Genomic DNA, 11,955 nt, shown 5'->3' on the forward strand with positions numbered 1-11,955 from the left:
TACGGTTTCCGGCTGATCAAGCCGGAGAACCGTATTCCGATAGCCGAAAAATCCTTTTCAGGTCAAGGATTTATCGGCGAGACTGGTTCCGGTATCCCGAAGGGATCAACCGGAAACCGTATTACGCCCAGATCGCCATCGGCAGGCCGAAGGCGTCATGCTCGGGCGGATCGGGGAAGGGCTGTGCCAGCCCGGCCCGCAGGCGGCGGGCGGTGAGCGCGCAGGCGAGCGCGTCGAGCAGATCGTCCGCGCCGGCACCGGGCGGCGGCTCCGCCATCGCCGCGTCCGGCAGGCCGCCCGCGGCGAGCAGCCGGCGGCGCAGGTCGAGGCCCGGACCATAGGGCCGGCCCTTCACCTTCTTGGGCTCAGCGAGCGCCGCCGCGCCGTTCAGCCGCCAGAACGCCACCTCGGGATGGGTCTCGAACACCCGGCGCGCCAAGGCCGGGTCGGCGTGCAGCAGCGCGTCGAGCTCGCGGACCTTGGCAAACACGCAGAAGGCCTGGATGGCGACGCCGCGCGGCGGGTCGGAGGTGGCCCGCGCCACCGCCGAGGCGCGGCGGTGGGCGGCGGCAAGCTCGGCCGCCGTCAGCGGCCACGCCGTCTCGGCATAGACGGCCTTGCGCGAGGGCATGGCGAATACGGAAGACTGCCGGCCGCCCAAGAGCGGCCGCACGGCGTTCTCGGCGGCTCGGCCGCCACGGCCACCGCGCTCGGGCAGGCCGATCGGAATATCCACGGCGATCACCGCCGGCCGCTCGGGGGCCTCGATCACCTCGGCGAAGGTGTTGACCGTCCTGAGTCGCACCGCGCCGCCCTCGGGCCGCACGAAAGCGGCGATCCAGCCGCCCGGACAGCCATCGACGCCGGCGAGCCAGACCTCGTCCATCGGCCGGGCCGGGCCGTCAGGCGCTCACAGCCAGGGGCGGCTGGCGGCGGTGTCGGTCTCGAACTTCTCGATGCGGTCGGCCTTGACCATGGTCAGGCCGATGTCGTCGAGGCCGTTGAGCAGGCAGTGCTTGCGGAACGGGTCGATGTCGAAGCGGATGACGCCGCCGTCGGGGCCGCGGATTTCCTGCTTCTCGAGATCAATGGTCAGCGTCGCGTTGGCGCCGCGCTCGGCGTCGTCGAACAGCTTCTCCAGCTCCTCGGGGCTGACCTTGATCGGCAGAATGCCGTTCTTGAAGCAGTTGTTGTAGAAGATGTCGGCGAAGCTCGTCGAGATGATGCAGCGGATGCCGAAGTCGAGCAGCGCCCAGGGCGCGTGCTCGCGGCTGGAGCCGCAGCCGAAATTGTCGCCGGCCACCAGAATCCTGGCACTGCGATAGGCCGGCTGGTTCAGCACGAAGTCCGGATTGTCGCTGCCGTCGTCCCGGTAGCGCGCCTCCGAGAACAGGCCCTTGCCGAGGCCGGTGCGCTTGATGGTCTTCAGATACTGCTTGGGGATGATCATGTCGGTGTCGACATTGACCACCCTGAGCGGCGCGGCGACGCCCGTGAGCACCGTGAACCTGTCCATCGAACCCTCCGAGCCACGTCGGTTGTTCCGGCCAAGGGGCCGAAGATCGTGCCGGCGGTTTGCCAGAACGGGGGTGCCGTTTCAAGGCATTCCAGGGTTTCTCGGGTCTTGCGGCGGCTTTGGGATGGCGAGACCGTTTCCGGTATCCCGAAGGGATCGACCGCAAACCGTATCAGCTTGCGTGGCGCTCGATCTCGGCCATGTCGTCGTCCGACAGCCCGACATGGTGGCCGATCTCGTGCACCAGCACGTGGGTGACGATGCTGCCCAGCGTCTCCTCGTGCTCGGCCCAATAGTCGAGGATCGGCCGCCGGTAGAGCCAGATCATGTTGGGCAGCCGGCCGGTCGGCGCCACCGCCTCGTCCTGGGCGAGGCCCAGGCCCTGGAACAGGCCGAGCAGGTCGAACGGGCTCTCAAGCTCCATCTCGTCCAGCACCTCGTCGGTGGGGAAGTCGGCGACCTGGATCACCACCCCCTCGCACAGCGCCCGGAACGCCGCCGGCAGGCGGGCGAAGGCGGCCTCGGCCAGCGCCGTCATCTCGTCGAGCGAGGGCGCCTGACGGGTCGCCCAGGCCAGGGACATCGAACTCGCATCCGCCATCATTGCCGCCATGTTCAAGGGTCGGGAGCCGAACCTTATCTGGAAGACGTCATCTGCGGGGCTTCATCTGGAGGCTCGGCTGTCCGGATGTAAGCTAAGTTTTTGTACGGATGAGGCGGATCGACTCACCCCGCGCCGGGCCGTTGGCCGGCAATCAATCGCCTGCGATGCCAGCGCGTTTCGGCTGAGGCTCGGCCTTGCCCATTGCCGCGCTTCGGCGTCCGGCTCCACCGGAAGGACGGGCGGCCAAGCCTGTTGCAGTCGGAACCATGCCCGGCAGGGGACGTTGGGGCGGCGTCGATGGGCACGCGCTGCGGCGCGGTCCACCCCCACCCCCAGGAGAACCAGATGTCGAACAAGCTCTTCGCGGCCGCTCTGGCCGCCCTTGCGCTCGCCTCCGGTCCTACTCTTGCCCAATCGTCGATGTCACCCTCGGCGTCCGCCCCCCTGGCGCCCGGCGCCGGCCAGGGCCAGCCCGGAGCGCTGACCTTCCACCAGTCGCCGCAACCCGGCCACCTCATGGCCTCCGAGCTGATGGAGGCGAACATCTATGGCACCGACGGCAAGGTGATCGGCGACATCAAGGATATCGTGGTCGACCCGTCCGGCCGCATCCAGGACGTCGTGTTCGGCGTCGGCGGCTTCCTCGGCGTCGGCGAGAAGAACGTCGCGGTGCCGCTGATGGCGCTGCAGGTCTCCGAGATGTCGGACGGCAGCGCCGCACGGCAGAGCGGCACCGGCTGGAACAGCCGCCACCGCATCACGCTCAACGCCACCCGCGATCAGCTCAAGAACGCGCCCGAGTTCCGCGCCCAGCGCCCGGCCAATACCGGCTGGCTGATGAGCCCGCCCGGATCGGGCAGCACGCCGCGCTGATCCCGCGAGGCGCAACCCAACGACCCGCACCGCAACGAAGGCCGGAGCCCGCGGCTCCGGCCTTTTCTCGTAAGACCGCCCATCGCCCCTCGGGCGGCAACTCTCGGCCGCGAAATCCGATCAGCGGATCTGGGCGGCGAAGCCGTCCATGATCTTGGCCAGCGCCGCGTCGAGCTCGGTGACGCCGCCGGCATCGTGGGTGGACAGCGTCACCTCCACCGTCTTGTAGACGTTGAGCCATTCGGGGTGATGGTCCATCCGCTCGGCGACCAGCGCCACCCGCGTCATCCAGCCGAACGCCTCGCTGAAATCGCGGAACACGAAGCGCTTGGTGATGGCGTCGCGGTCCTCGGCCTCGCGCCAGGTGGGCAGCGCCTGCAGCGCCTGCTCGCGTTTCGGTCCGGTCAGCTTCTCGCGCATGATCTCTCCTTGGATCGACGAATTCATACGGTTTCCGGTGGATCCCTTCGGGATACCGGAAACGATCTCGCCGAAAATCCCGTGTTCATTAGCGGGATTTTCGGCGATCGGAATACGGGTTTCCGGCCTGCAGGCCGGAAACCGTATCACAGCAACGGATAGGCGGCCTCGACGACATAGGGTCCGCCGCCGACCGAGGCCCGCGACGAGAACAGCACGAAGCGTCCGACCCGGATCGGCGGGCTGCGATAGAGGCCCCGCGTCGCCAGATAGTCGGCGACGACGCGCGGCGAGGTATCGCGCAGGCGGGCCAGCGTCACGTGCGGCCGGTAGTTGCGGCTTTCGGCCGGCAGGCCAATGCGCTGCATCAGCCGCTCGTGCTCGGCCTGCAGCTCCATCAGCAGCGGCGGCGCCTCCACCGGCACATAGACCGCGCGCGGCTTGTTGCCGCCGAAGGCGTCGAGCCCGACCAGCGAGACCTCGAAGCTCCGGCGGCTGATGCCGGCCAGCATCTGCGTCACCTCGCCGGCGGTGCGGTCGTCGACATCGCCGATGAAGCGCAGCGTGATGTGGAAATCGCCGGGCTCGACCCAGCGGGCGCCGGGCAGGCCGCCGCGCAGCAGCATCAGCGAGGCGCCGATCTCGGCCGGGATCTCCAGTCCCGTGAAGAGACGCGGCATCGCTTCCTCCTCGCCCTCGCGGCCGGTGGCCGCACCCTCGTTTGCCGGACCATTCGGGGCGGGTCAACCGCGCACGGGCGCGGGCGTCTCAGTCGCGGCGCCGCGCTTGGCGCGGATGCGCGCAATCAGCGCCTCGGCCGCCGGCACCATCCGCTCGGCGATCAGCCCCACCCCCTCGGCAGTGGGGTGGATGCCGTCGCCGAGATTGCGCTTGGCGTCGCCGGCCACCCCCTCCAGGAGGAAGGGATAGAGCACCGCGCCGTGCTGGCGGGCGAGGTCGGGATAGATGGCGTCGAAGGCGCGGGCATAGGTCTCGCCCATGTTGCGCGGCGCGTACATGCCGGCGAGCAGCACCGGCAGGCCCTTGGCCTCGAGCCGGGTGAGGATGGTGTCGAGCGCCTTGCGCGTCACCGCCGGGTCGATGCCGCGCAGCGCGTCATTGGCGCCGAGTGCCACGATCACCCCCTCGGTGTCGTCGCCGATCGACCAATCCAGCCGCTCCAGCCCGCCCGAGGCGGTATCGCCGGACACGCCGGCATTGGCGATCACCACCTTGTGACCGCGCGCCTGAAGCCGCGCCTGGAGCTGCGCCGGCAGGGCCGCATCCGCCGGCAGGCCGTAGCCGGCGGTCAGGCTGTCGCCCAGCGCCACGAGGCGGATCGGGCGGTCCTCGGCGGTGGCGGAGTGGGGAGGAAACGCGATGGCGGCCATGGCGGCGGCTCCGAGCCCGATCAGCAGCGCCCGGCGCGCAACGTCGGGCCGGTGCTGGTGGGGCGCGGCCAGCTTCCCATATTGTGCCGGCGCGGGGCGCGCGCCCGCTCGGAACCGGATCGGCATGACGAAGACCTCAATCGCGACCAATACCTCGACAACGGCCAACACCTCGAAGACGCAGGACTCGACGAGACTTCAAGCATCGGCACCGGCGGTCGCCCTGGCGGGGGTGGATTTGTGGCTGGGCCGGGGCGCGGCCCGGGTCCACGTGCTGAAGGACGTCGACCTCGCCATAGATCGGGGCGAGGCGGTGGGATTGGTAGGGCCGTCCGGCTCGGGCAAGTCAACCCTGCTGATGGTGATGGCCGGGCTGGAGAAGGCCGATTCCGGCCGGGTCGAGGTGGCGGGCGAGAACCTGATGGACCTCGGCGAGGATGCGCTTGCCCGCTTCCGTGGCCGCCACATCGGCATCGTCTTCCAGTCCTTCCACCTGATCCCGACCATGACGGCGCTGGAGAATGTCGCGGTGCCTCTGGAGCTGGCCGGCATCGCCGATGCCTTCGACCGCGCCCGGCAGGAGCTGGCCACCGTCGGCCTGAGCGACCGGCTCGGCCACTATCCCGCCCAGCTCTCCGGCGGCGAGCAGCAGCGCGTCGCCCTGGCGCGGGCGCTGGCGCCCAACCCGCCGATCCTGGTCGCCGACGAGCCGACCGGCAATCTCGACGAGGGCACCGGCGCGGCGATCGCCGAACTGCTGTTCGAGCAGCAGCGCGAGCGCGGCGCCACCTTGATCGTCGTCACCCACGATCTCGCTCTGGCGCGGCGCTGCGACCGCACGGTGCGCATCCGCTCCGGCCGCATCGAGGCCGAGGCCGGCGCTTTGGCGCCGGCGTGAGGGGCGGCGGATGAGCGCGTTCGTTCCGGCCGCCGGCGGCGGTTTCCAGGCTTTGCTTCAGTCCCTGCGGCTGGCGTTCCGGCTCGCACTGCGCGAGCTGCGCGGCGGCATCGAAGGCTTTCGCATCTTCCTCGCCTGCATCGCGCTCGGCGTCACCGCCATTGCCGGCGTCGGCTCGGTGTCGAAGGCGCTGACCGACGGCATCGCCCGCGAGGGCCGCACCATTCTCGGCGCCGACGTGTCGTTCTCGCTGATCCATCGCGAGGCCAGCGCCGCCGAGCAGACGTTCTTCGCCGAGACCGGGACGGCCGATCTCGTCGTCACCATGCGCGGCATGGCCCGAAGGGCCGCCGACAGTGCCGACGGCGCCTCGACGCTGGTCGAGATGAAGGCGGTCGGCGCCACCTATCCGCGGCTCGGGGCGCTCAAGCTCGACCCACCGCTCGCCACCGCCGACCTGCTTGCCCGCTGGGACGGCGCGTTCGGCGCCGCCGCCGATCCAGCGCTGCTGAGCCGGCTCGGCCTCAAGCTCGGCGAGCGTCTGGTGGTGGGGGCCGCGACCTTCGAGGTCCGCGCGCTGGTGGTGCAGGAGCCCGACCGGCTGGCCGGCGGCATCGGCTTCGGCCCCCGCCTCTTGATCGGCGAGGACGGCCTGCGCGCCACCGGCCTGGTCCAGCCGGGCAGCCTCGTGCGCTGGACCTACCGGCTGCTGCTGCCCGAGGCGAGCGATGCCGCGGCCCGCGCGGTGGCTTCAGCCGCGGCCGAGCGCTTCCCCCAGGCCGGCTGGGAGGTGCGCACCCGCGCCAATGCCTCGCCGCAGTTGGAGCGCCAGATCGAGCGCTTCACCCAGTTCCTCACCTTCGTCGGGCTGACCGCGCTGATCGTCGGCGGCGTCGGGGTGGCGAGCGCGGTGAAGAGCTACATGGACCGGAAGCGTGAGGTCATCGCCATCTTCAAGACGCTGGGCGCCACCGGCGGGCGGGTGTTCGCCATCTATCTCGCCCAGGTGCTGCTGCTGGGCGGGCTCGGCGTCGTCATCGGTCTTGGCGTCGGCGCCGGCCTGCCGTTCGTCGTCTCGGGCGTGTTCGGCGCGCTGATCCCGATCCCGCTGGCGCCGGCGCTCTATCCCGGCGTGCTGGGGCTCGCCGCGCTCTATGGCCTCGTCACCGCGCTGGCCTTCGCGCTGTGGCCGCTCGGCCGCGCCCATGACGTGCCGGTGTCGGCCCTGTTCCGCGACATGGTGGCGCCGGAGCGTCGCTGGCCGCGCCGCCGCTACATCGCGCTGACGGGGCTGGCGGTGGCGGCGCTGGCGGCGCTGGCGATCCTCACCTCCGGCGATCCGACGCTGGCCGCCGCCTATGTCGGGGCAGCCGGCGCGGTGTTCCTGCTGCTGCGCCTCGTCGCCTCCGGCATCATGGCGCTGGCCCGCCGCCTGCCGCCGGTGCGCTCGACCGAGCTGCGCCTCGCGCTCGCCAACATCCACCGGCCCGGCGCGGTCACCCCCTCGGTGGTGCTGTCGCTGGGGCTCGGGCTGGCACTCTTGGTGACGCTGGCGCAGATCGATTCGAACCTGCGCCGCCAGTTCACCGCCTCGCTGCCCGAGCGGGCGCCGAGCTTCTTCTTCGTCGACATTCCGAGCGCCGAGGCCGGCCGGTTCGACGGCTTCATCCGGGAACTGGTGCCGGACGGCAAGCTGACCCGCGTGCCGATGCTGCGCGGCCGGCTGGTCTCGCTCGGCGGCCGGCCGGTGGAGACCATCGAGGCGCCGCAGAACGTCGCCTGGGTGCTGTCGGGCGACCGCGGCATCACCTATGCCGACACGCCGCCCGAGGGCTCGCGGGTGGTGGAGGGTGCGTGGTGGCCGGCGGACTATGCCGGGCCGCCGCTGGTGTCGATGGAGAAGCGCATCGCCGATGCGTTCGGGCTCAAGGTCGGCGACTGGATCGTCGTCAATGTGCTCGGCCGCAACATCGAGGCGACGCTGTCGAACCTGCGCACGCTGGAGTGGGATTCGCTCGGCATCAATTTCGTCATGGTGTTCAGCCCGTCCGCCTTCCGCGGCGCGCCGCACACCCATCTCGCCACGCTCGCCCTGCCGAATGGCGGCGCGGGCGAGCTTGCCGTGCTCAGCCGGGTGGCGGCGGACTTTCCGACCGTCACCACGGTGCGGGTCAAGGACGCGCTGGCGGCGGTCAACGACCTCGTCGGCAACCTGATCGCCGGCATTCGCGGCGCCAGCACGGTGACGCTGATCGCCGCGGTGCTGGTGCTGGCCGGGGCGCTCGCCGCCGGCCACCGCCACCGGGTCTATGATGCGGTGATCCTCAAGACGCTGGGGGCGACGCGCGGCCGGCTGCTCAAGGCCTATGGGCTGGAATACGCCATGCTCGGCGCCGTCACCGCCACCTTCGGCGTGCTGGCCGGCTCGCTCGCCGGCTGGGCGATCGTGTCGCAGGCGATGCGGCTCCCGTTCGCGTGGGATTGGGCGGGGGCGCTGGCCTCGGTGGCGGTGGCGCTGATGCTGACGGTGGCGTTCGGCCTCGTCGGCACCTGGCGGGCGCTGGGCGAGCGGCCGGCGCCGGTGCTGCGGCATCTGTGATTGAGTTTCCGGCTGCCGCTCTCAGCGGCCGGCGAAGAAATGCGGGTGGCGGGTGCGGCCCTCGACATAGCGGATGTAGTGCTCGACGTCCTCGTTCTCGCCGTGGCGGCTGACGTGGAAGAACATCTCGGTGTGGCACAGCGGACAGGCCACCCGCGCCGCGAACAGCAGGCGATGGACGCGTGCCCGGAAATGATTGCGGCATTCGGGGCAGCGCACGCGCACCATGAGGTTGTCGATCGGGTCGTGCATGGTAAGAATCTCCAGCCTCGTTCCGCCGCCAGTGTGGGACGCTTTCCTTGCCGGACTGTTTGGCCGATCGGTCGAATTGCGTCCGGATCCGGGCCGGCAGATGGATGCAAACGGTCCGGTCCGGCCTTGAAGCGCCGCCGAAGATGCTTAACTCTGTTCGAGCGGCGTGATGCCGCACGGGCAGTTTGCGAGGCGGCGCGCGAGCGCCTGCTCTTGTACCGTAGCGCCCCGCCGCCATATTTACCCGGCAAGCCGGGGGGCGAGCACGGTTCAGTGATCTCCGGCAGGGAAAGCACGAGGATTACGATGGCACAGTTTGATCGGAACGCTGCAGCGCCGTTCGGCAGAACGGTTCCGCGCGCCGAGGCCGCTGCGGTCGACGCCGGCCTGCGCGCCTACATGCTCAGCATCTACAATTACATGATGCTTGGGCTCGCAATCACGGGCTTCGCCGCGCTCGGCACCTACATGCTCTCGGTGACGGACGACCCCGCCAATGCGGTTCTGCGCCTGCGCGACGGGATCATGCTCACCACGTTCGGCCAGTGGGTGTTCGTCAGCCCGCTCAAGTACGTCATCATGTTGGCCCCGCTCGGCGTCGTGTTCCTGCTCAGCGCCCGCGTCAATTCGATGAGCCCGCAGGCGGCCCAGATCACCTTCTGGGTGTTCGCCGGCCTGATGGGCCTGTCGCTCGCCTCGATCTTCCTGGTCTATACGCACACCTCGATCGTGCGGGTGTTCTTCATCACCGCCGCCTCGTTCGGTGCGCTGTCGCTCTACGGCTACACGACCAAGAAAGACCTGTCGGGCATGGCCTCGTTCCTGATCATGGGCCTGTTCGGCCTGGTGATCGCCTCGCTGGTCAATATCTTCCTGGCGTCGTCCGCTCTGCAGTTCGCGGTCTCCGTGATCGGCGTGCTGGTGTTCTCCGGCCTCACCGCCTGGGACACCCAGCGCCTGAAGACCGAGTACCTCTATGGCGGCATGGACGGCTACACCCAGGAGAAGACGGCAATCCTCGGCGCGCTGTCGCTCTACCTGAACTTCATCAACCTGTTCACCATGCTGCTGCAGCTTCTCGGCAACCGCGAGTGAGCGCAGCCGCCTGACGGACAGACGGTCCGACCGGCAGAGACGACCCAAGGCCCCGGCATCCGCCGGGGCCTTTCGTTTTGCCCGACCGTGCCGCTCCCGCAGCCGGCAAAATCGGCGTATGGACCGGGCGCCATGTCCTGCGCCTTCGAGATGACCCGCGCCTTCGAAATGTCCTGCGCCTTCGAGATCCGCCCCGCCGCGGCGGGCGACTTCCCCGCCATCGCCGCCATCTATGCCGAGGCCGTGCGCACCGGCACCGCCTCGTTCGAGCTCGACCCGCCCGATGTCGCCGAGATGCGCCGCCGTTTCGCGGCGGTCACCGCGTTCGGCGGGCCCTATCTGGTGGCCGTGGGCGATGGCCGCGTGCTCGGCTATGCCTATGCCGGCGCCTACCGCACCCGCCCAGCCTACCGCTTCACGGTGGAGGATTCGATCTATCTCGATGCATCGGCCCGCGGCCGGGGCGTCGGGCGCGCCCTGCTCGGCCGGCTGATCGCCGACTGCACGGCGGCAGGCTTTCGCCAGATGGTGGCGGTGATCGGCGATCAGGCCAACGCCGCCTCGATCGGCCTGCACGCCGCGCTGGGATTCCACATGGTCGGCTCGCTGGTCTCGACCGGCTGGAAGCACGGCCGCTGGCTCGACAGCGTGCTGATGCAGCGCCCGCTCGGCGAGGGCGACGGCACGCCACCGCCCGGGCGGTGATAAATTACCCCGCCACCAGCCGCACCGGCTTGTCGAGCACCCGCAGCACCCGGTCGAGGTCGGCGCCGCGCTTCAGGATCAGGCCGGTGGCCGACACCACGCTGTATGCGCCCTGCTTGCGGGCGAGCCGGGGTATCTTCTCAATGCGGTAGAGCGCCACGTCGGCCGCGCGCCGGAACACCGAGAACACCGCCCGGTCCTTCAGGAAATCGATGGCGTAGTCCCGCCATTCGCCGTCGGCGACCTTGCGGCCATAGAGGTTCAGGATGCTGTCGAGCTCGCGCCGGTCGAAGGTCACCCAGGGCGCCAGCGCCGCCCCCGTTCCGTTCGCGGAGGGCGCCCCGGTCCATTCGGCCGTCGCGCCTCCGCGGTTCCCGCTGGGCTCGATATCGCTCAACCGCGCCTCCTCGAAAATCATTACCAGTCTGTCATGATCGCTGGAATCCTGCCTCGTTCAAGCAGAAAGGGCATCGGCCCGGCCGGAACTACGTGCTTGAGCGCAGCCCTTGTGCCAATTGCGCCGGCATTTTCTTGCGAACGCTTGGAACAAGGATGAGGGTCAGGACTTATCACGACAAGGGCCGGTCAGCGCGGTGCCCCGGTAAACCCCAGCCCCCCAGCCCCCTGGGGCGCAGTGCGGCCGGCCCAACCTTTTTCGCCGTTGCCAGTCTGCCGGCGAGACAGTCTCGAATCTCTGCCCGAAAATCCGAATGATGCGAGGCGCGGCGACCACCCGTCGGCGCTGTCGTGCGGCGTCAGCGCGCCGGTTCTCAGCACATCGGCCTTCTGACCAGAGCGGCGTCAGCGCAGCGGAACGACGCTGGCGCCGACCACCGGCCCGAGCCGCCCTTCCGGCGCCGTCTGCACCAGCACCACCAAAAGGTCGCACTCCCGGCCGGCGAAGGCAGCCCTTTCGACCGCGACCTTGGTCGTCTGTCCGGTCCAGTCGGCGATCCGGCGGATATGGCGCACCACATTGCGATAGGTGGCGGTCTGCCCGGCGTTCTCGCCGCGGCCGATCTCGACCGCTGCCCGCCGCTGAACGCCCAGCACCCACACCTCGCCGCTGCGAGCCGGCGCAGACCCGGTGCCGGCCGTGCCGCCGACCGTCACGTCGATCCGCTCGCCATTCACCGCCGCCGACACCGGCACCGGCGCGTCGGTCCGCGCTGCCTGCAGCGCGCGCTCGATAGCGGCGCGGTCGTGGCCCGGCACCGAGTTGCGGCCATTGACCACCACCTGCGGGGTGAACACCAGCCGGTCGCCGCGGGCCTCGGCATAGGCGCGCTGACGGTCGGAATGGGCGGGATGCGCCAACGTGTCCTTCCAGCCGAGATAGTCCCAATAGTCGACCGCCAGCGACAGGGCGATCACGCCCGGCCGCTCGGCAAGCTCGCCGATGAAGGTGTCGGCCGGCGGGCAGGACGAGCAGCCCTGGCTGGTGAACAGCTCGACGACGAGGGGCGCATCCGCACCAAGGGCGGCCGGCGGGGCCGGAACCGCCGCGGCTGCGAGCATGGCGAGAAGGAAGCGGAGGCGCTGGATCATCGTCCGCCTGCATAGACCCCGCTTCGGCCGCGGGGGAGTCACGTCGGTGTGAGG

At 70.0% G+C, this 11,955-nt stretch carries 14 protein-coding genes; 5 read left to right on the forward strand and 9 right to left on the reverse strand.

Going from position 1 to position 11,955, the window contains the following annotated elements:
• Positions 1–121 precede the first annotated feature (121 nt).
• The 3 genes from BLTE_RS16585 to BLTE_RS16595 all read right to left on the reverse strand — a co-directional run bounded on the left by BLTE_RS16585 (position 122) and on the right by BLTE_RS16595 (position 2,099).
• Positions 122–886 carry a DUF429 domain-containing protein gene (locus tag BLTE_RS16585; protein ID WP_126401728.1) on the reverse strand — a complete coding sequence of 255 codons (765 nt, stop codon included), beginning with the start codon at positions 884–886 and terminating at the stop codon, positions 122–124.
• Between the two features lie 24 nt (positions 887–910).
• A complete protein-coding gene (gene leuD, locus BLTE_RS16590) occupies positions 911–1,516 on the reverse strand; it encodes a 3-isopropylmalate dehydratase small subunit (RefSeq protein WP_126401729.1) in 606 nt (201 codons plus the stop codon).
• Between the two features lie 172 nt (positions 1,517–1,688).
• Entirely contained in the window at positions 1,689–2,099 is a 411-nt protein-coding gene (locus tag BLTE_RS16595; protein WP_126401730.1) for a metallopeptidase family protein, read from the reverse strand.
• Positions 2,100–2,465: 366 nt separating this feature from the next.
• On the opposite strand from BLTE_RS16595, the gene BLTE_RS16600 reads away from it, so the two are divergent.
• Entirely contained in the window at positions 2,466–2,993 is a 528-nt protein-coding gene (locus BLTE_RS16600; RefSeq protein ID WP_126401731.1) for a PRC-barrel domain-containing protein, read from the forward strand.
• Between the two features lie 120 nt (positions 2,994–3,113).
• Here BLTE_RS16600 and BLTE_RS16605 read toward each other — a convergent pair whose 3' ends face one another.
• The 3 genes from BLTE_RS16605 to BLTE_RS16615 all read right to left on the reverse strand — a co-directional run bounded on the left by BLTE_RS16605 (position 3,114) and on the right by BLTE_RS16615 (position 4,930).
• Entirely contained in the window at positions 3,114–3,413 is a 300-nt protein-coding gene (locus tag BLTE_RS16605) for a 4a-hydroxytetrahydrobiopterin dehydratase (protein WP_126401732.1), read from the reverse strand.
• Between the two features lie 146 nt (positions 3,414–3,559).
• Positions 3,560–4,093 carry an RNA 2',3'-cyclic phosphodiesterase gene (gene thpR, locus BLTE_RS16610; protein ID WP_126401733.1) on the reverse strand — a complete coding sequence of 178 codons (534 nt, stop codon included), beginning with the start codon at positions 4,091–4,093 and terminating at the stop codon, positions 3,560–3,562.
• Between the two features lie 63 nt (positions 4,094–4,156).
• Complete coding sequence (locus BLTE_RS16615; protein WP_425290279.1) at positions 4,157–4,930, reverse strand: arylesterase; 774 nt, start codon at positions 4,928–4,930, stop codon at positions 4,157–4,159.
• Between BLTE_RS16615 and BLTE_RS16620 the strand changes: the two genes are divergently transcribed.
• Together BLTE_RS16620 and BLTE_RS16625 are read left to right on the forward strand one after the other, a co-directional pair.
• Complete coding sequence (locus BLTE_RS16620; protein ID WP_126401734.1) at positions 4,929–5,702, forward strand: ABC transporter ATP-binding protein; 774 nt, start codon at positions 4,929–4,931, stop codon at positions 5,700–5,702. The two genes, BLTE_RS16615 and BLTE_RS16620, sit on opposite strands and share 2 nt — an antisense overlap.
• 10 nt (positions 5,703–5,712) lie before the next feature.
• A complete protein-coding gene (locus BLTE_RS16625) occupies positions 5,713–8,301 on the forward strand; it encodes an ABC transporter permease (RefSeq protein WP_126401735.1) in 2,589 nt (862 codons plus the stop codon).
• A gap of 21 nt (positions 8,302–8,322) precedes the next feature.
• On the opposite strand, the gene BLTE_RS16630 is transcribed toward BLTE_RS16625, so the two are convergent.
• Positions 8,323–8,553 (reverse strand): hypothetical protein, encoded by a 231-nt coding sequence (locus BLTE_RS16630; protein ID WP_126401736.1) that lies wholly within the window; start codon positions 8,551–8,553, stop codon positions 8,323–8,325.
• Between the two features lie 306 nt (positions 8,554–8,859).
• Between BLTE_RS16630 and BLTE_RS16635 the strand changes: the two genes are divergently transcribed.
• Positions 8,860–9,648 carry a Bax inhibitor-1/YccA family protein gene (locus BLTE_RS16635; protein WP_126401737.1) on the forward strand — a complete coding sequence of 263 codons (789 nt, stop codon included), beginning with the start codon at positions 8,860–8,862 and terminating at the stop codon, positions 9,646–9,648.
• Positions 9,649–9,780: 132 nt separating this feature from the next.
• On the forward strand, positions 9,781–10,353 hold the full coding sequence (locus BLTE_RS16640; protein WP_244600033.1) for a GNAT family N-acetyltransferase: 573 nt from the start codon (positions 9,781–9,783) through the stop codon (positions 10,351–10,353).
• A gap of 4 nt (positions 10,354–10,357) precedes the next feature.
• On the opposite strand, the gene BLTE_RS16645 is transcribed toward BLTE_RS16640, so the two are convergent.
• Together BLTE_RS16645 and BLTE_RS16650 are read right to left on the reverse strand one after the other, a co-directional pair.
• Complete coding sequence (locus BLTE_RS16645; RefSeq protein WP_425290280.1) at positions 10,358–10,750, reverse strand: DUF2794 domain-containing protein; 393 nt, start codon at positions 10,748–10,750, stop codon at positions 10,358–10,360.
• Positions 10,751–11,154: 404 nt separating this feature from the next.
• Positions 11,155–11,901 (reverse strand): DUF1223 domain-containing protein, encoded by a 747-nt coding sequence (locus BLTE_RS16650; protein WP_126401739.1) that lies wholly within the window; start codon positions 11,899–11,901, stop codon positions 11,155–11,157.
• Positions 11,902–11,955: the final 54 nt, after the last annotated feature.

Source organism: Blastochloris tepida, assembly GCF_003966715.1.
GTDB classification, from domain to species: Bacteria; Pseudomonadota; Alphaproteobacteria; order Rhizobiales; family Xanthobacteraceae; genus Blastochloris; species Blastochloris tepida.